Here is a 19,308-nt window from a genome sequence, read left to right on the forward strand (position 1 = left end):
GACGGTGTTTGAAATTCCAATATCGGCATTTTGACAGCACTGGCGGCCGGTGCAATCTCGTTCCTCTCGCCATGCGTGCTGCCTGTCGTGCCGGGCTACGTCTCTTATATGGTCGGCAACCCGATGGTGCGCCAACGGCATGCCGCAGACCACCCTTCGCCGTCATCTCGCGGTTCTGGTCGAATGCGGCCTGATCATTCGCCAGGACACCCCCCAACGGCAAAAGACATGCGAGGTAGCGTCGGGGAGGCGAGATCGAGCAGGCTTTCGGCTTCGATGGGGATCCTGCTGGCCGCCTGCCCGAGCATGCGGGAACTCGCCCGGGGCGACGAAATTCGCTACCGGCGGGATTTTCTGGCGCGCGCCGAGCTTGTCCGGCCCATGTTGGGATCACCCCGAGCGCGTGGCGGGAGGCCTGCGAGGTGCAGGGCGAGCAACAGGCCGCGATCACGTTGACCGCGATCTATCAACGCGCTGATCAGATCAACAGCGCCGGCGGTTATTTGCGCTGCCTGACGGACCGCGCGCTGGGGACGGGAAATTCTCGGCCTGGCCGATGATCTTGGCGTCGCTGCTTCGGCCAAACTCGATGCCGAAAAGACGCCCGCGGAGACCGATGGGCCGCCGGATGATGGCAATCGGAGGGAAGGGCGGTTCGAGGGTCTCGGAAACGCTTGTCCCGAGCCTGCGCAGGAATCATGATGCTGGATCGATGTGTGAGCCCGCGTACCGGCCGTTTCCGTTGGCGAGCCAGTCATGCAGGCCAAGCCAGTGGCTTATTCGTCGCCTACGAGACCGTCGAACGCCTCAAGCAGCGCCTCGACGATCGCTTGGCCGAGCGCCTGTGCCGTCTCACCCATTTGGGCTTCGTTTCCGTTGCGCGCGGCGGTGGCGAGTTCCGAACCCTCATCCGTCAGGATCGCATTGGCCCGATCGATCGCCCATTGCGCAAAATCGTCCCGGCTGTCGATGATCCTGGTTTCCATCAATGCGCGCTCCCGCGTTTACGATTTGTTTGCCCAATTCGGGCTAGGGTTGAGATGCGCGATGGGTACTGCGTTCGCGCCATAACACTTCTCGATCCTTGCAGCGAGGCCTGACTGAGCAAGCCGTTCCGCCTCGCCCGGTCGAGGAGGTTCTTGACGGATGAGGGCCCCCAGTTCCTTGCGCCGCGCGGTGCCCGTCATGAAGCCTCGTGCCGGTTGGCGATTTCGCGCAGCGTGAGCTGTGGGGGACGAATGATTTCCGGCAACTAGCTGCATGAGGCGATGCTCGGGAAGGCCGGCGGGCGCATGAGACGCCCGCGCCGAGTTCCTCGACGATCCTTTGGCAGCCGGCCACTCCCTCTGGTCGACGAGAAATGCGAGTTTGCGTCTTAGCGGCCATTTGCAGCCCTTGGGAGATCGTTTTGGGCCGGATTTCCAAGCATGGATGGTACGGCGTCTCTTGAGGTTCTGCAGACGTTGCAGTCTACCAGCGCGATCAGGCCATTCGGCGCTAACCCACAACTCCAGCTCCCCTAGAGACAAGAAGTTCCTCTCACCCCGTTGGAGGCGGAACATATAGTTGCTATCGTCCTCGACCTCGCGCCAGCCCGGACGCTTATGGCCAAAGACCTTCGTATCTGGTCCGCAATGCGACGGTAGCCGGTGAATGGTCAAAACGTAGCGCAATCGGTTCACGATCGACTGAAAACCGTGACCGTTCCTCTGCGGTGCTCAGACTGCCACCGAGTGCCTGGCCGTTCCACTTTCGAGATATTTGTCGAACTTCGCCGCAACGCTCCTCACGAAGGGACGGCTTTCCGCCAGCACGACGAAACTGTCGCCTTGGAGTTCAAGCAGTCGAGCAGGATCCTGAAGAGCGATTGAGCTTGCCTGAAAAAGGAGCTTTTGGCCGGCTTGCCCGAAGCTCTCCACCAGGTCGATCGCCGAGAAGGCGAAATCGCACATCAGCCGCTCGATGATCCAGCCACGGACGCGATCGTCGTCGGAAAAGGCGATGCCGCGGACGGCGGCCAGCCCGCCATTGGCGACCATACGTCCGTACTCAGCGGTCGAAGGATTGTTCTGCAGGTAGCCCTGGCGAAACCGGCTGATGGACGAAGGACCGACGCCGATCAGCGTCTCGCAGCGATCCTCTGTGTAGCCTTGGAAGTTGCGATGCAGGGCCCCTGTGGAGGCCGCCACCGCCAGCGCATCGCCCGGCTTGGCGAAATGGTCGAGGCCTATTGCTTCATATCCCTTGTCCAAAATCGCCCGCGCGGCGAGTTGCGATTGCGCGAACCGCTCCGTGGGACCGGGGAGCCAGGCCTCGTCGATCATCGTCTGATGTTTCTTGAACCAGGGCACGTGAGCGTAGCCGAACAGCGCCATCCTGTCCGGTTCCAGGGTGAGCGCCTGCGCGACGGTAGAACACAGGCTCTCGCTGGTTTGATGCGGCAGGCCGTAGAGCAGATCCAGATTGACGGACTCGACGCCGCGGGAACGAACTCCGTCGACGACTGCCTTGGTCTGCAAAAAGCTTTGTTCGCGGTTGATCGCCTTTTGCACTTTCGGATCGAAATCCTGCACGCCGAGGCTCGCCCGCGTCATGCCGATTTCGGCAAGTGCATCAAGGCGTGCCTCGTCCATATCGTTCGGATCGATCTCGATGCTGATTTTCGTATTTGGAACAAAATCGAAGCTGTCCCGCATGAACGCGCCTAGAGCCACCATATCCTCGGGCTTCAGCATTGTCGGCGAGCCGCCGCCGAAGTGGATTGCGCGGACGAAGACCTTGCCGCTGATAAGGGCGGCAACCGTCGCGATCTCCGCGCGTAGCGAGCGCAGATAAGCGGTCACCGGCTCATAGTGGCGCGTCTGCTTGGTATGGCACGCACAGAACCAGCAGAGTCTGTCACAATAGGGAATATGCAGGTAAAGCGATATCTCGTCACCGCCTTCGAGGGCCTCCAACCAGCCTTTCTGGACCGCCGCATCGACGCCCGGATGGAAATGCGGCGCGGTCGGGTAACTGGTGTAGCGGGGGACGTTCTCGCCAAGTCTGGCAGTTAATTCCGGTCGCATGTCGTGGTCCACCATGTTTGAGTCGCCGGAACTCTGGACGCGTCGAACAGCCAAAGCCCTGATTTCGGTCAACCTCCAACACGGACAAACTGCCGCAACGATTTTTCTACCGTCGATTGCTATCCTGCCGGCACTTGGGATCGGTAGAGCGATGGAATGACAGTACGGCAAGATATTCATAGTTCCGGCATTCCCGTTCTTTGCCTACCTTGCGAGGCACGGCACCGCGGCGTCTGCGGTGCGCTCGATCCAGACGATTTGGCGCGGCTCGCCAAGACTTCGTCGCGGCACAAGATCGAACCGGGGGTCGAACTGATCGGCGACGCCGAGGCCGTCGACAGCTACTCAAACGTGCTTTCAGGCGTGGTGAAGCTGACGAAGAGCCTTTCGGACGGCCGCCAGCAAATCGTCGGCCTCCAGTTCGCACCGGATTTTCTGGGACGGCCCTTCAAGGTGAAAAGCGCGATCAATGCGGAAGCGGCAACCGTTGTCTTGCTGTGCTCGTTTCCGAGGGCGGCCATCGAACGGATGATGAAGGAATCACCGGAACTTGAGCATCGCTTGCTCAAGCAGACGCTGAACGAACTCGACGAGGCACGCGAATGGATGGTGACTCTGGGGCGCAAGACCGCACCGGAGAAGGTGGCCAGCTTTCTCCTCATGATCGCCCGGAATATCGATTCCAGTGTTGGCCCGGCGGCCAGGTCGGCGTGCTTCGATCTGCCGCTGACGCGTGCCGAGATCTCTGATTTCCTTGGACTTACAAACGAGACTGTGAGCCGCCAGCTGACCAGACTGAGAATGGACGGCGTGATCCGGATCGAGAACAATCGCCGTGTCACGGTGGACAGCGTCAGCCGGCTGGAGCAGCGCTGCGGCGGCCGAGGCGCAACCGCCCTTTAGATGAGACCTAAGCGCGCGGGGCCGTCGCCTACTCCGACGCAGCAGGATTTGTTCGCGTTCGAAAGCGATGTGTGTCGCCGCAAGCCTTCGAAGAAGCCGCGCAGAATGAAACCGACGGCGTCCGCATTCTCCACCGTCTCGCCATGGCCGATCGCTAGCAGAATTCAGTCATCTAACCAGCAAAGCACTCGCCTTCGACGTGTTCGGCGCGCAACCGCCGGGTAGAAGCGAGGCTGGCGTCGCCGCCGACGACGGCGGCCTCGTAGGCGGGAAAGACGATCGTTTCTTCATATTGGTGAACGCTTGCGCAACAATGGGAGGATTGCGTTGGCCGTGCCGAGGCACTTCAGGCGATCGACGCTGGACAGCGCATCAGCGATATTTTCCAGAGCATTGCAGAGCTGCATCCCTGTGCGCGCACTTCATCACATCACACGGAATCGCCTCCACGCCGGCCGGCCCGCGGACGCCGGACTTGTCCATGAGCGGGGCGGCCCGTGCTGCGTTTCCTCGTTCAATCGCCACCTTCTGATCGCACCGAACTCGATGCTGCCCGAAGCAAAATCGTGCGATCTGACATGGATCAGGGCGAGCAGGCGGCGGCTGCGCAATTAATGCACTGCGGATTTGGGTCCGCCGGAATTGGAGATCGGTACTTGCGATGAAATTCGGCACAGAGATCGTCCTTCTAAGCCTGTTTGCTTTTGCGGCCCTGGTGGCTGCCGGCTTCGGCGTAGATGAACCTTTTCGCCAGCATATGTGGGTTTTGTTCTTCGCCGTGGCTGGCTTCACTGCGATCCTGTTGCGCAACACGGAGTTCAAGCCAGCAGTTCCCATCCACCCCGCCGCTTACATGGATGGGCCGATACGCTACGGGGCCGTCGCAACGGTGATCTGGGGGGTCGTAGGCATGCTGGTCGGTGTGGTCATCGCGCTGCAGCTCGCCTATCCGGATCTCAACATCGAGCCCTGGTTCAATTTCGGTCGCTTGCGGCCGCTGCATACGTCGGGCGTCGTTTTTGCTTTCGGGGGCAATGCACTGCTTTGCACATCCCTGTATGTCGTGCAGCGCACCTGCCGCGCCCGGCTGTTTGGCGGCGATCTCGCCTGGTTCGTGTTCTGGGGCTATCAGCTTTTCATCGTCATGGCTGCGACAGGCTACCTGCTCGGAATCACCGAGAGCCGCGAGTATGCCGAACCCGAATGGTATGTGGACCTGTGGCTGACCATCGTCTGGGTCGCCTATCTCATCCTGTTCCTCGGCACGATCCTGAAGCGCAAGGAATCGCATATCTACGTCGCCAACTGGTTCTATCTGTCATTCATCGTGACCATCGCGATGCTGCATGTGATCAACAATCTGTCGATGCCCGTCTCGTTCGTTGGCTCAAAAAGCTATTCCGCCTTCTCCGGCGTACAGGACGCCCTGACGCAGTGGTGGTACGGCCACAATGCCGTCGGCTTCTTTCTGACCGCCGGCTTTCTCGGCATGATGTATTATTTCGTGCCCAAGCAGGCAAACCGCCCAGTTTATTCCTACCGCCTGTCGATCATCCACTTCTGGGCGTTGATCTTCCTCTATATCTGGGCTGGTCCGCATCACCTCCACTACACCGCTCTGCCCGACTGGGCGCAGACGCTTGGCATGGTGTTTTCGATCATGCTCTGGATGCCCTCCTGGGGCGGCATGATCAACGGCCTGATGACGCTGTCCGGCGCCTGGGACAAGCTGCGCACGGATCCGATCATGCGCATGATGGTGATGGCCATCGCATTCTATGGCATGTCGACCTTCGAAGGCCCGATGATGGCGATCAAGACGGTCAACTCGCTGTCGCACTATACCGACTGGACGATCGGGCACGTCCACTCCGGCGCGCTTGGCTGGGTTGGCATGATCTCGTTCGGCGCGATCTATTTCATGGTGCCGAAGCTGTGGAACCGTGAGCGGCTCTATTCACTGCGGCTGGTCAACTGGCACTTCTGGCTGGCGACGCTCGGAATCGTCCTTTACGCGGCGGTGATGTGGGTCTCCGGCGTCATGCAAGGCCTGATGTGGCGCGAATACGACGAGCAGGGCTTCCTGATCTACTCCTTCGCCGAAACCGTCGCCGCCATGCACCCCTACTACATCATGCGTGCCATCGGCGGCGCGATGTATCTGTCCGGCGCCCTTATCATGGCCTGGAACATCGCCATGACCATCTTTGGCTACCAACGCGAGGAGGATCCGATGCCGGGCGCCATCCCCGCCCTCCAGCGTGCGCGATCAGGAGCCAGAAAATGGGCTTGATGGACAAACACGCCATCATCGAGAAGAACGCCACGCTTCTTCTCGTTGGCTCCCTTCTGGTGGTGACGGTCGGCGGCATCGTCGAGATCGCGCCGCTCTTCTATCTCGACAATACGATCGAGAAGGTGGAAGGCATGCGGCCCTATTCGCCGCTCGAACTTGCTGGACGAAATATCTATGTGCGCGAGGGCTGCTACCTCTGCCACAGCCAGATGATCAGGCCGTTCCGCGACGAGGTCGAGCGCTATGGGCACTACAGCCTGGCGGCCGAGTCGATGTACGATCACCCTTTCCAGTGGGGATCGAAGCGCACCGGGCCGGACCTCGCCCGGGTTGGCGACCGCTACTCGAACGAATGGCACGTACAGCATCTTGCCGATCCGCGCTCGGTGGTGCCGGAATCGATCATGCCGAGCTACGAGTTCCTGAAGAATACGCCGATCGAGGTGAAAGACTTCTCGACGCATCTTATCGCAAACAGGCGTGTCGGCGTCCCTTACTCCGATGACATGATCGCAAACGCCAATGTCGATCTGATGGCGCAGGCGGATCCCAACATCGATACGTCCGGCGTTGAAGCGCGCTACCCCAGGGCCAAGCTCGGCGACTTCGACGGCAATCCGCAGCAGGTTACCGAAATGGATGCCTTGGTCGCTTACCTCCAGATGCTTGGCACATTGGTCGATTTCAAGACCTACGACGAAGCCGCCGGCTACCGCTGAGGAGTGTGATCGTGGACTACAATTTGATGCGGGAATTCGCCGACAGCTGGGGCCTGCTTGCCATGGCGCTCTTCTTCGTCGGATGCGTTGCCTTCGCGCTTCGCCCTGGCGGCCGCAGGCAAGCTGACGAAGCCGCTCGAATTCCTCTCAAGGACGATTGATCATGAGCAGCGAGCACATCGACGAAGTCTCGGGCATCTCAACGACCGGCCATGAGTGGGATGGCATCCGGGAGCTCAACAACCCACTTCCGCGCTGGTGGGTCACGACGTTTTACATCACCATTGTCTGGGCGATCGGCTACACCATCGCCTATCCGGCATGGCCAATGCTTACTTCCGCGACCAGAGGTGTGCTCGGCTATTCGAGCCGCAACCACGTCAAGAATGAACTGGCGGCCGCCGAAGCCGCCAAGGCCAAATATGTCGCAGCGGTGGAATCGAAAACCGCCTCGGAGATTGCTGCCGACGACGCATTGCGCGAGTTCGCCGTCGCTGCCGGCGGTGCGGCATTCAGGGTCAATTGCGTGCAGTGCCATGGCTCCGGCGCGCAAGGCTCCAAGGGTTTTCCAAACCTCAACGACGACGATTGGCTGTGGGGCGGCAGCGCTGAGCAGATCCAGCAGACGATCACCCACGGCATCCGCTTCGCGTCAGACCCGGATACGCGCCTGTCGGAAATGCCGGCTTTTGGCGACATCATCACGGCGGACGAGATCGCACAGGTCAGCGCCTACGTTGCCAGCCTGTCCGGCCTGGTCCGGGACGCAAGTATGATCGAGCCCGGCGCCAAGGTTTTCGCGGAAAATTGCGTCGCCTGTCATGGCGACACAGCAAAGGGCAACAGGGAACTCGGCGCGCCCGACCTGACCGACGCGATCTGGCTCTATGGACCGGGCGAGACGGCTATTGCTGCGCAGGTCCGCGCGCCGAAGCACGGCGTCATGCCGGCCTGGATCGGGCGTCTCGGCGAGACCAAGGTCAAAGAACTCGCAGTCTATGTGCATTCGCTTGGCGGCGGAGAATAGGAACGGAAGCCTATTCTCGGCCCTCCCCGCCAAGCGACGGGGCCCGGCTTGCGCCGGGCCTCGACACCATTCCGGCGTCCGGCGAATGACTTGCATCAACGCGGTGCAATTCGCCATGCGGCAAAGCGTGCTCAACGTGGCCATCAGCCAGAACCGATCGGTCGGGCTTCCGCCGCGAAATCGTCGCTAGTGACTGGAGCTTCTCGTGCTTGAAAACACGCAAATTGAACGGCTCGAAGCCGAATCGGTCAACTCCGCCAAGGCCCGTCCGCCGCTTTATGCCCCGCGCAAGAAGGTATACCCGAAGCGCGCTTCAGGCAGCTTTCGCCGCTTCAAGTGGCTGGTGATGGCAATCACGCTGGGCATTTACTACTTGACGCCCTGGCTGCGATGGGATCGGGGGCCGTTCGCGCCTGATCAGGCCGTGCTGGTCGATCTTGCCAACCGCCGCTTCTACTTCTTCTTCATCGAAATATGGCCGCAGGAATTCTACTACGTGGCTGGCCTGCTGGTCATGGCCGGCATCGGCCTTTTCCTGGTCACCTCCACAGTTGGTCGGGCCTGGTGCGGCTATACCTGCCCGCAGACCGTATGGGTCGACCTGTTTCTGGTCGTCGAGCGCGCGATCGAAGGAGATCGCAACGCGCGCATGAAACTCGACGCCGGACCCTGGACAGCGCGCAAGCTTATGCTGCGCGTATCGAACCACGCCATATGGCTGGTCATAGGGACGGCGACCGGGGGGCCTGGATCTTCTATTTCGCCGACGCGCCAAAGCTGATCGGCGAAGTCTTCACCGGAACCGCCGCACCCGTCGGCTACATCACCATCGCCGTGCTGACGGCGACTACCTACACATTCGGTGGACTGATGCGCGAGCAGGTCTGCACCTATATGTGCCCGTGGCCGCGCATTCAGGCGGCCATGCTCGACGAGAATTCTCTCACGGTGACCTACAATGATTGGCGCGGCGAACCTCGTTCGCGTCACGCCAAGAAGGTTCAGGCCGCTGGGCAGCTGGTCGGAGACTGCGTCGATTGCAACACCTGTGTCGCGGTCTGCCCGATGGGGATCGACATTCGCGACGGCCAGCAGCTCGAATGCATCACTTGCGCGCTCTGTATCGACGCCTGCGGCAGCGTCATGGCCAAGCTCGGCAAGGAGCGCGGGCTGATCTCCTATGCGACGCTGTCCGACTACAACGCCAACATGGCGGTGGCGACCGGGGGCGGCTCCAGCGCGGCGAAGCCTTCGCTGGTGCGCACTGCCGACGGCGCTTTCGCCGACAGGTTGGCCCATTTCCACATTCGCAAGATCTTCAGGCCGCGCACGTTCGTCTACATGGGTGCGTGGTCGGCGGTCGGTCTCGCCCTGCTCTATTCGCTGCTGACGCGCGAGCGGCTCGAGGTCAACGTTCTGCACGACCGCAATCCGCAGTTCGTCGCGTTGTCCGACGGTTCGATCCGCAATGGCTACACCGTCAAGCTGCTCAACATGATCCCCGAGCCGAGGACGATCGTCGTCACCATGCAGGGCCTGCCGGAGGCCGAGATGAGCGTCGTCGGGATCGACCTGCCTGCGGATCGCTCCTTTGCCATTGCGGTCGAACCCGACCGGCTGAAGATGCTGAAGGTTTTCGTTCGCCAGCCGGCGGAACAGATCAAGGGCCAAGCGCAAACATTCAAATTCCGGGTCGAAGACAAGGCGAGCTTCGAGTCGGACGAATACACGGCCACTTTCAACGCACCGGAGATCGTCAGATGAGCGCCAATCCGCAGAAATCCCGCGAATTCACCGGCAGGCATATGTTGGTCACCATTCTCGCCTTTTTCGCTGTGGTCATCGGCGTCAATCTGACCATGGCGACACTCGCCAATACGAGTTGGACCGGCCTCGTCGTCGAAAACACCTATGTGGCCAGCCAGCAATTCAACAGGAGGGCCGAGGAATGGCGCGCGCAGGCCGCGCTCGGCTGGACTGGCAAACTGACGATCGCGTCGGGCGAAGTCCGTTACAGCCTCAGCGACGCCGTCGGCAAGCCGGTCCCGTTGCACAGCGTCAGCGTCCTGTTCCGTCATCCTGCCTATGAGGCCGAGGACAAGTCCATCATTTTAACTTTCGCAACGGATCAGGAATTTGCTGCGTACCACACGCCCAAGGACGGCGTCTGGATCGTCGAAGTCGATGCCGACGCCGGTCTCGCGGAGCCCTATCGGGAAGTTCACCGTATCATCATTTCCCAAGGTGTGCTGCAATGAGCTGCTGTGCACCGGGCGCCGAAATGGCGCTGGATGTCGCTGGCGCCGCATCCGTTTTGCCGTCGAGCCAAGAAATCAAACTGGCGAGCCGTTCGCTGGGCGGCGACCTGTATCAGACCGATCTTTCAGTACCGGCGGTTCATTGTGCAGCCTGCATCCGGGCGATCGAAACGGCGCTTGGAAAGCTGGACCGGGTCGAGGGCGCCCGCGTCAACCTGTCGACGAAACGGGTTTCGGTCCGGTGGCGCGGCGACGAGGTTCCGCCATTCGTCGCCACACTTGGACGGCTGGGTTATGACGCACACCTGTTCGAACCCGAGGCTTACGGCAAGGACAAGACGCTGTCGGAGCTGATCCGCGCCGTCGCGGTTGCCGGCTTTGCGGCCGGCAACATCATGCTGCTTTCGGTGTCGGTCTGGTCGGGCGCCGCAGGCGCGACCCGCGATCTGTTCCACTGGGTCTCGGCGCTAATCGCTATTCCCGCACTTGCCTTCGCCGGCGGCATCTTCTTCCGTTCGGCGTGGAATGCGCTGCGCCACGGCCGCATGAACATGGATGTGCCCATCGCGGTCGGGGTGTCGCTCGCCTACGCCATGAGCCTTTACGAGACCATCAACCATGGCGACCACGCCTATTTCGACGCGTCGGTATCCTTGCTGTTCTTCCTGTTGATCGGCCGCACGCTGGATCATGTGATGCGCGAACGAGCCCGAACCGCCGTGAAGGGCCTGTCGCAGCTGGCGGCGCGTGGCGCCATGGTGCTGCGCGGCGATGGCGCGCACGACTATCTGCCGGTTGGCGAGATCGAACCTGGCATGCAGCTGCTGATCGCGGCCGGCGAAAGGATCCCCGTCGACGGCAAGATCATTCGGGGATCTTCGGATCTCGACTGTTCGCTGGTTTCCGGTGAGAGCACTCCCAGAACCGTGGCGTCAGGGGAGGCGGTACAGGCCGGCATTCTCAATCTCACCGGCCCGCTGACCGTCCAGGCGACAGCCGCCGCAAAAGATTCCTTCCTGGAAGAAATGGTTCGGCTGATGGAAGCCGCCGAGGGCGGTCGCGCGCATTATCGCCGGATTGCCGACCGCGTTTCAGCGCTTTATGCGCCAGTGGTTCACCTTGCCGCCTTCGTAACGTTCGCGGGCTGGATGGCGGCGACTGGCGACTGGCACAGGGCGATGACGATCGCCATCGCCGTCCTCATCATCACATGCCCATGTGCGCTCGGCCTCGCCGTGCCGATCGTGCAGGTGGTCGCCGCGCGGCGCCTGTTCGAAAGTGGGATCATGGTCAAGGATGGCTCCGCTATGGAGCGGTTGGCGGCAATCGATACGGCGGTGTTCGACAAGACCGGAACGCTCACGCTCGGACAGCCCCATCTCGTCAATGCGCCGTCGATCAAGCCGGCCATGCTGGCAATCGCGGCCGACATGGCCGCGCATTCCCGCCATCCATTTTCAAGGGCCATAGCCGGCTTCGCGGGCTTTGCCGGTCAGCCGAAACTCGAATCCGTCAGCGAGCATCCGGGCTTCGGGATCGAAGCCACCGCGGCGGGCAGCACTTGGCGACTGGGCCGGCGCGGATGGGCTGGATGGAGGGCCCGAACCGGTGGCGAAGGCAAACATGGCTATGGCGGAACGGTTCTGACGAAAGACGGGATCATTGTCGCGTCCTTCGTTTTCGAGGACGCACTGCGTGCCGACGCCAGGGCAGCCATTGTGCAGTTGAACGATGCCCGGGTGTCCATGGAGATGCTGTCGGGCGATACAGCAGCCGCTTGTGCCGATGTCGCAAAAGCATTGGGCATCGACCGCTTTGTTCCAGTCCTGGTTCCGTCCGGCAAAGTCGAGTGCATCGAAGCGCTGGCGAGAGCTGGCCACAAGGTTCTAATGGTTGGCGACGGCCTGAACGACACGCCTGCGCTGAGCGCAGCACATGTCTCGATCGCGCCGGCCACCGCTGCCGATATTGGCCGCAACGCCGCGGACTTCGTGTTCCTGCGCGAAAGCCTTTTGGCCGTACCCCTTGCCCTGGACGTCTCCCGGAAGGCCGGGCGGCTGATCCGCCAGAACATCGCCATCGCGATCGTCTACAACACCATTGCTGTGCCGATCGCCATTCTGGGGCACGTCACGCCGCTGATCGCGGCAATCGCGATGTCTGCTTCGTCGCTGCTTGTCATCGGAAATGCGTTGCGCCTGCAGGGTTTTGTGCTCGCCGAGGTGACGGGGGCTCCCTCGGCAACGCGTGCGGGCATTCGCGCATCGGTGCAGCCGTCATGACGACGCTCGTCTACCTCATACCAGCAGCTCTGTTTCTTGGCGCGCTGGGGCTGTCCGGCTTTCTGTGGGCCTTGAGGAGTGGTCAATATGAGGATCTTCACGGGGCCGCTGAGCGCATCCTCATCGACCGGGACGACAAGCCGGAACGCTGACCCAGATCGCTGTGCCGACGACTGTGCGGATGCCGGTCGTCAGCCGAGACGGCTTGTTCGGGAACAAAGTGCTGAGGCTCCACAGCTAGCTTAGCTAAACCGCGCTTGACGCCAGATTGTGAAAAGCCCCTGTCGCTCGAAGGACGGCGTCGCCCGGATTTGTCATGTCTGGCTGATCCAGATCAAGGTTATCTCCTCATCGGCGTGGTTTCGTCGACCAGCCTTTCAAGGGAGAACGCATGTCTAACGGACAGTTTAGTCGTCACCATCAGCGTCTTGGCGGTTTTTGGGTTTTTTCATGGTAGTGGTCGGCTCCTTCAATGGATCGCGCCGCCGAACACCTCGGCGACCGGTCTGGATCAAGACCGACACGAAGAACGGCCAAAGCCAAAAGTCAGCCGAGGCGTTGGGGCGCGACACGGCGGCCAGATTGTTCTCGGGACCGCAAACGCCGAACGCGATCTTCTGCGGCAACGATCAGATCGCCGGCGGCGCGTGCGACACGCTGCGCGAGATTGGCCTGGCAGTACCTGCCGACGTAGCCATCGTCGGATTTAACAACTGGGACGGGATGGTGCTTGCGACGCGGCCGCGGCAGGCCAGCCTCGATGAGAACCTGAACGCGCTCGGACGCGACGCTGGTGACAGCGTGCTGGAGATGATCGCCGAGCGGCGTCAGGCGTCGACCGTGTTCAGTGGTCGTGCGGGCATCGTCGAAGCCGTGAGCACGCCAATGCACTTCATTGCAGGAACGGATGCGTTCCAATGAACGAGTTCAAGCCGGTTCAGTTCGTCGATGTCGCGCTGGAGGGGCAATTCTGGCGCGAGCGGCTTGAGACTGTGCTGACACGGACCATCCCCACCCAGCACGTCCAGCTTGGCAAGCACGGTATCCTGCAGTCCCTGACATTGCCGAACCCGCCGCCGCTGAGCTCCGCGCCCAACCAGCACAATTTCGTGCAGGTGTTCTGGGATTCCGACGCCGGCAAGTGGATCGAGGCGGCATCCTATGCGCTGTCACACAGGCCCGACGCCGACATCGAGGCCAGGATCGAAAAGATCGTCGACGATCTCGAAAATGCACAGGCTGCCGACGGTTATCTGAACTGCTGGCACCTGCAGCGCGAGCCGGACAAGCGCTGGACCAACCTGCGCGACTATCACGAACTCTACAATCTGGGACATCTGCTCGAGGGCGGCATCGCCTACTTCCTCGCGACGGGCCGGCGCCGGCTCCTTGACATCCTTGAGCGCTATGTCGACCATGTGCGCAAGACGTTCGGTCCGAACCCCGGCCAGAAGCACGGCTATTGCGGCCATCAGGAGATCGAGCTTGCCCTCATTAAGCTCTATCGCTTGACGGGAGCGAGAAAGCATCTCGAACTAGCGGCCTATTTCATCAACGAGCGCGGCCGCCAGCCACACTACTTCGATCAGGAAGCGGTCGCGCGCGGGGAGAGCCCTGGGGATTTCTGGGCGAAGAGGTATGAGTACAACCAATCGCACAGGCCAGTGCGCGAGCAGACCAAGGTGGTCGGCCATGCCGTTCGGGCGATGTACATGTTTTCCGCAATGGCCGACCTCGCGGCGGAACTGAACGACGACGGCCTCAAGAAAGCATGCGAGGTGCTCTGGGCCGACGTCATGACCTCGAAGATCTACATCACCTCCGGCTTGGGTTCGGCTGCCGCGAATGAAGGCTTTACTGAAGACCACGACCTGCCGAACGATACGGCCTATGCGGAGACCTGCGCCTCGGTAGCGCTGATCTTCTGGGCGCATCGGATGCTGCATCTCGATCTCGACGGCCGCTATGCCGACGTAATGGAACAGGCGTTGTTCAACGGCGCGCTGACCGGCCTGTCGCGCGATGGCGAGCACTATTTTTACTCCAATCCGCTGGACAGCGATGGGCGACACAGCCGATGGGCCTGGCACACATGCCCATGCTGCACGATGAATTCGTCGCGTCTCATCGCTTCGGTCGGAGGCTATTTCGTCTCGGCCAGCGAAGACGCAATCGCCTTTCATCTCTATGGCGGCATTTCGACGAACATCCGGCTTGCTACGGGAAATGTGTTCCTGCGGGAAACCAGCGCCTATCCATGGTTCGGCTCGATCAGGATCGAGGTCAGCCCTGACGCCCCGGCCGAGTTCGCCGTGAAGCTTCGCATTCCCGGATGGGCGCACGAAGCCGAAGCCTCGGTCGAGGGACATCCGATCGACGTGGAGGCATGCACCAGGAATGGCTATCTTTCGATCTCGCGGCTATGGAATGCCGGAGACACGATCACCCTCGAGCTGCCGATGCCTCCCGAGCGCATCTATGCTCATCCCAAGGTCAGTCAGGACATCGGCCGGGTGGCGCTCAAGCGCGGACCGTTGGTCTATTGCGTCGAACACGTAGACAATCCCGGAGGGCGAGTGCAGCAGCTCAAATTGCCGCGAGACGCCTGGATCGAAACGGAGGAGCGGGGCGACCTCTTCGATGGCGTGGTCACGCTCACCGCCCCCGCGAAGCGCGTCGTAGACCAAGGCTGGGGAGACAGCCTGTACAGGAATGCGCCGCCCGTCGTTTCCGACTGCAGGCTAATCGCCCTGCCATACTTTCTTTGGAACAATCGGGCGAAAGGCTCGATGCAAGTGTGGCTGCTGGAAAGCTGAATTCGGCGCTGTCGCCGCATGAAGAGCCCTCGTCTCAACTCAAGAATGCCGTCAAGATGCAGTCAAGAAAAGTCTCGGATAGCATTTTCCCTCATCTCGGGCGCGGTCCAGCGATCCGTGCCCTGGTTTTCGAGTTCCACGACCGGATTGAGACCGGCCCTGCCAACAGGCGGGCAAGGCGCTGGCTGGGCGGACCCAAAGACTGGTGCGATCAGCTGCGTCCGTGTTTGATAAGACTGCATCCTTCGTTGCCGATTTATGCGGACGTTCATGCGCAGTGGCTTGAGGCGACGCGGCGGGCACTGGAACCTCGCGCAATCGGTCCACAGTTTGCGGCTCAACTCCACCGGCATCTCACGCAGATAGCCGACGCGATGGTGGCACGCTGATGGCCGGCTCCGACGAGAGTTTCGATATCGTTATCGTCGGAGGCGGGCCGGTCGGACTTTCCTTCGCCGCGTCGCTGGGGCAGAGCGAACTGAAGGTGGCAGTTGTTGAACAGCAGTCCTTGGAACGGCTGGCGAATCCAGCTTTCGACGGTCGTGAGATCGCGCTGACCTACGCCTCAATCAGAATCCTTCGCGAGCTCGGCGCCTGGGATGCCATCCCCGTTTCGCACAAATCACCACTGCAAGGCGCGCGCGTGCTCAACGGATCGAGCCCTTTCGCGCTGTGTTTCGATCCTCCCAGAGGATCTGGGGAACCACTCGGATTTCTGGTCCCAAATTGTCGCATCCGCGATGCCCTGTTCAAGATCATCCGCTCGCAGGATCATGCCCGGCTGATATGCGGCCACTCGGTCGTCGGTGCAACAAACAGCCACAAAGGAGCAGTCATAACGCTCTCCGATGGCAGGCAATTGACCGCTCGGCTTCTCGTTGCAGCGGACTCGCGTTTTTCCGCCACGCGCGACCTGCTCGGCATCGGCGCCGACATCAATCGGCTCGGCAAGGCGATGCTGATTTGCCGGGTAAGGCACGAGCGCGTCCATCAGCAGATCGCAGTCGAATGGTTCGATCACCATCAGACGATAGCGATGTTGCCGCTCATGGAAGGCGTGTCGTCGCTGCTACTCACTTTGCCGTTAAACGAGGCCGATAGACTGCTTGCTTTCGACGACGATTTGTTCCTGATGGAATTGACGAACCGGTGTCGAGGGCGCCTCGGAGAAATGGCCTTGGCAAGCACCCGCCATAGCTATCCGCTGGTCACGACGTGGGCGCACAAGTTCTGGGCACCGAGCGCTGCACTCATCGGCGACGCCGCCATTGGCATGCACCCGGTGACCGCGCATGGCTTTAACATCGCCCTCAGTGGCCAGAAGCAACTCGCCCATAGAATCCTGACAGTATGTCGCGACCGGCGCGACATTGCCGATCCCGACATGCTCCACAGATACGAAAGCTGCCTGCGCCGGTCGGCGGCACCGCTCTATCATGCTACGAACATCCTCGTCGGACTCTACTCAGGCGAGCACCCGGCGGCACGGCTTGCAAGACATGCGGGGCTTCGCTTTGCCCAATATCTTCCCTTTGTCCGCCATGGCATTTCGGCCATGCTTAGGCGATGAAATCACAGACAGTCTCGACTCCTGCCGTCAGCAATGCTGCGTCCATGTGTCGTTGCGAATGCTCGGAATGATGCGGATCACGCGCGGCGCGGGCAAGACCTCAATGATCAGCCGGCAATGTTAAGAGGAGGCATACGAGCCGCCGCACCAGTTACCACGCTTATTAGTTAACCCGTCCTTCAGTGGGCTTGCATAGGCTTGCGCTGCGAAGAAGCCTGGGAAGCAAGCTAGCCGTCCATGGACCTGAAGAAAGAAGACACGCTGGAGGCCAAAATCCGTCAGGATCAGCTTGCTGACCTGAGGGCTGGTCTCTTCGTGTCAATGCCGATCAGCACCGTCCTCTCAAGCCTTATTTTGACGGTGCAGGCCCTTTCTGGCGGCGGCTTTGGCGCCGCGATCTGGTTCCTGGTCATCAATGCGATAAATGTCGGCCGCCTTGCACTCGCCCGTTATCAGCTAAAGCAAACGGGACACCAGGACGATCTGACAGGGATTTCGCCGCGGCTTCGCTGGTTTGGCATCCTTGCTCTTCTGGCAGGGTTTGCCTGGTCCTTTCTTGCCGTCCTTACGGTTGGATACACGACACCTCACGCACCGCTGCATCTGATTATTCTGGCGGGCATCTCAGCTGGTGCTGTTACATACGGCAGTTCATACGCTGCGGCAGCGACCAACTTCATCACACCCCCGCTCCTCATCACAGCGGGGTGCTTGCTGGCGAAAGGCAACTTTGAAGGGTACGTTCTTTCTTTCGCCGTTCTGCTCTTCCTGGGCGGCCTGGTTCGAGCCGCGTTTGTTGGACAAGCGCGCTTCCGCGAAGCGAGCCGCCTGAGGCATGAGGCCGAGCGGCTTGCGGCCGAAATGGAGGCCAATTCCAGGCAGGACCACCTGACGGCCCTTCTCAACAGGCGTGGCCTCGAACACGCTATCGGTCGGTTCGAGACTGCAGACGGCCCCTTCGTTGCAATGCTGATTGATCTAGACGGGTTCAAATCCGTCAACGATACGTACGGTCACAGGACCGGTGATGATCTGCTTGTCAGGATCGCCCGCCGGATAGAGCAGGAAGCACCGGAAGGCTCAACGCTCGCCCGAATCGGCGGCGATGAATTCGTGCTGTTTTTTCCCTCACTGGTGGATTCGCTTTCTGCCAGTGATCTCGCCTCCAATATCATAGCCAAAATTGCCCGCCCCTATCCTGAGGTCGCGTCCGTCCGGGTCGGGGCATCGATAGGAATATACTTGGCGGAGAGCCCGGGACTGACAGAAATGTTGTTGCGGGCGGACATCGCCCTTTATACAGCCAAGCGTCGTGGCAGGAACGAGTTTTGCCTGTTCGATGCCGACCTCGACAGGGAACTGCAACGCCGCCAGTCTATCGAACGCGACCTTCATTCAGCGGTAAAGACGAGAAGCTTGGCACCCTGGTTCCAGCCCATCGTGAAACTCGACACCGAGGCCGTGGTCGGTTTTGAAGCCTTGCTAAGGTGGTCCCATCCGATTCATGGTTCTATCTCTCCACCCGAAATCGTCACAGCCGCACGCCAAACCGGAATGCTTCAGCTGCTGACCCAAACGGTCTTCGCCGACTGTTGTGCACTTATCGACGGCATGGTGAAAGCTGACTGTCGTGATCTTCGTGTGGCGATGAATGTATCACCGCGCGAACTGGAAGCCGGCGATATCGACGACATGGTTCTGGATGGTCTGGCGGCAAAAGATCTCCCTGCAACGATGTTCGAAATCGAGATTACTGAAGAATCCCCGGTGGACCCGGACAGGGTGGATGAAAAGCTCGGACGGCTTTCACATGCCGGCATTTCCATCGCGCTCGATGACTTCGGCACCGGCTTTTCCACCTTGGCATCGCTCAAGGACAGCCGGATACGCAAGGTGAAAATAGACCAAGGCTTCATTCGCGGCTTGGCCAAGTCCCGAGAGGATCGGCTGCTTGTCAAAACGGTCATCGATCTTGGCAGGACGCTCGGGATCGACGTCATGGCCGAGGGCGTCGAAACAGAGGCGGATCGGCAAACTCTGCTCGAGCTTGGCTGCAGAACCGCTCAGGGCTTCCTGTTCTCCAAGGCGGTGCCTCTGAACCAGGCGATCGATTTGGCAGTAAAAGAGCACGCAAAGGAATTGTGACCGGCACGCGTCGCGCAACACCAGTATCTGCCGGGTGAGGCTTTGAACTCAGCAAGGCTCATTCGCGAGAGCTCGATCAGCGTGTCGCCAAGCCGAGTTGCACTGGGCAAGCAGCGCCCGGCCGGCGACGGAAAGGTGAACTGCACCTGGCGTTCGTCGCGGAGCCGAGCTGGCGGATGACCAGGCCAGCCTGTTCCATCCGACCAGAGGTATCACCGCGCTCG

At 60.9% G+C, this 19,308-nt stretch carries 16 protein-coding genes and 2 pseudogenes; 16 read left to right on the forward strand and 2 right to left on the reverse strand.

The features are described from left to right. Window positions 1-21: 21 nt before the first annotated feature. The 3 genes and pseudogenes from HB778_RS42645 to repC all read left to right on the forward strand — a co-directional run. Window positions 22-138: pseudogene (locus HB778_RS42645) on the forward strand (cytochrome c biogenesis protein CcdA); the annotation flags it as partial. Window position 139: 1 nt separating this feature from the next. Next, complete coding sequence (locus tag HB778_RS43810; RefSeq protein ID WP_432421297.1) at window positions 140-478, forward strand: helix-turn-helix domain-containing protein; 339 nt, start codon at window positions 140-142, stop codon at window positions 476-478. Beyond that, the gene (repC, locus tag HB778_RS43360; protein ID WP_348524808.1) at window positions 423-560 is read left to right on the forward strand and encodes a replication initiation protein RepC; all 138 of its coding nucleotides are present in this window, start codon (window positions 423-425) and stop codon (window positions 558-560) included. The genes HB778_RS43810 and repC overlap by 56 nt, the downstream gene beginning before the upstream one ends. Before the next feature lie 216 nt (window positions 561-776). On the opposite strand, the gene HB778_RS40325 is transcribed toward repC, so the two are convergent. Further along, window positions 777-986 (reverse strand): hypothetical protein, encoded by a 210-nt coding sequence (locus HB778_RS40325; protein WP_183465670.1) that lies wholly within the window; start codon window positions 984-986, stop codon window positions 777-779. 732 nt (window positions 987-1,718) lie between these two features. After that, a complete protein-coding gene (gene hemN, locus HB778_RS40330) occupies window positions 1,719-3,068 on the reverse strand; it encodes an oxygen-independent coproporphyrinogen III oxidase (RefSeq protein WP_183465911.1) in 1,350 nt (449 codons plus the stop codon). 156 nt (window positions 3,069-3,224) lie between these two features. On the opposite strand from hemN, the gene HB778_RS40335 reads away from it, so the two are divergent. The 13 genes and pseudogenes from HB778_RS40335 (at window position 3,225) to HB778_RS40395 (ending at window position 19,084) form a co-directional block, all read left to right on the forward strand. Then, window positions 3,225-3,971 carry a Crp/Fnr family transcriptional regulator gene (locus tag HB778_RS40335; RefSeq protein WP_183465671.1) on the forward strand — a complete coding sequence of 249 codons (747 nt, stop codon included), beginning with the start codon at window positions 3,225-3,227 and terminating at the stop codon, window positions 3,969-3,971. A 661-nt stretch (window positions 3,972-4,632) separates the two neighbouring features. Continuing rightward, entirely contained in the window at window positions 4,633-6,264 is a 1,632-nt protein-coding gene (gene ccoN, locus HB778_RS40340; RefSeq protein WP_183465672.1) for a cytochrome-c oxidase, cbb3-type subunit I, read from the forward strand. After that, a complete protein-coding gene (ccoO, locus tag HB778_RS40345; protein ID WP_183465673.1) occupies window positions 6,255-6,986 on the forward strand; it encodes a cytochrome-c oxidase, cbb3-type subunit II in 732 nt (243 codons plus the stop codon). The genes ccoN and ccoO overlap by 10 nt, the downstream gene beginning before the upstream one ends. Window positions 6,987-6,997: 11 nt before the next feature. Next, window positions 6,998-7,147, forward strand: a complete 150-nt coding sequence (locus HB778_RS40350) for a cbb3-type cytochrome c oxidase subunit 3 (protein ID WP_095496049.1) — start codon at window positions 6,998-7,000, stop codon at window positions 7,145-7,147. A 2-nt stretch (window positions 7,148-7,149) separates the two neighbouring features. Beyond that, entirely contained in the window at window positions 7,150-8,013 is an 864-nt protein-coding gene (gene ccoP / locus HB778_RS40355; RefSeq protein WP_183465674.1) for a cytochrome-c oxidase, cbb3-type subunit III, read from the forward strand. A 205-nt stretch (window positions 8,014-8,218) separates the two neighbouring features. Next, window positions 8,219-9,777: pseudogene (gene ccoG / locus HB778_RS40360) on the forward strand (cytochrome c oxidase accessory protein CcoG). Next, complete coding sequence (locus tag HB778_RS40365) at window positions 9,774-10,271, forward strand: FixH family protein (protein WP_183465675.1); 498 nt, start codon at window positions 9,774-9,776, stop codon at window positions 10,269-10,271. The pseudogene ccoG and the gene HB778_RS40365 overlap by 4 nt, the downstream one beginning before the upstream one ends. After that, on the forward strand, window positions 10,268-12,553 hold the full coding sequence (locus HB778_RS40370; RefSeq protein ID WP_183465676.1) for a heavy metal translocating P-type ATPase: 2,286 nt from the start codon (window positions 10,268-10,270) through the stop codon (window positions 12,551-12,553). The genes HB778_RS40365 and HB778_RS40370 overlap by 4 nt, the downstream gene beginning before the upstream one ends. After that, the gene (ccoS, locus tag HB778_RS40375; RefSeq protein ID WP_095496053.1) at window positions 12,550-12,705 is read left to right on the forward strand and encodes a cbb3-type cytochrome oxidase assembly protein CcoS; all 156 of its coding nucleotides are present in this window, start codon (window positions 12,550-12,552) and stop codon (window positions 12,703-12,705) included. The genes HB778_RS40370 and ccoS overlap by 4 nt, the downstream gene beginning before the upstream one ends. Before the next feature lie 298 nt (window positions 12,706-13,003). Continuing rightward, on the forward strand, window positions 13,004-13,474 hold the full coding sequence (locus tag HB778_RS40380; RefSeq protein WP_183465677.1) for a substrate-binding domain-containing protein: 471 nt from the start codon (window positions 13,004-13,006) through the stop codon (window positions 13,472-13,474). After that, on the forward strand, window positions 13,471-15,369 hold the full coding sequence (locus HB778_RS40385) for a glycoside hydrolase family 127 protein (RefSeq protein ID WP_183465678.1): 1,899 nt from the start codon (window positions 13,471-13,473) through the stop codon (window positions 15,367-15,369). Before HB778_RS40380 ends, HB778_RS40385 begins: the two co-directional genes overlap by 4 nt. Before the next feature lie 388 nt (window positions 15,370-15,757). Further along, window positions 15,758-16,939 (forward strand): 5-demethoxyubiquinol-8 5-hydroxylase UbiM, encoded by a 1,182-nt coding sequence (gene ubiM, locus HB778_RS40390; protein WP_183465679.1) that lies wholly within the window; start codon window positions 15,758-15,760, stop codon window positions 16,937-16,939. A gap of 237 nt (window positions 16,940-17,176) precedes the next feature. Next, window positions 17,177-19,084, forward strand: coding sequence for a putative bifunctional diguanylate cyclase/phosphodiesterase (locus HB778_RS40395; RefSeq protein WP_183465680.1), 1,908 nt, complete (start codon window positions 17,177-17,179; stop codon window positions 19,082-19,084). The last annotated feature ends 224 nt before the right edge of the window (window positions 19,085-19,308 follow it).

Source organism: Mesorhizobium huakuii (genome assembly GCF_014189455.1).
GTDB classification, from domain to species: Bacteria; Pseudomonadota; Alphaproteobacteria; order Rhizobiales; family Rhizobiaceae; genus Mesorhizobium; species Mesorhizobium huakuii_A.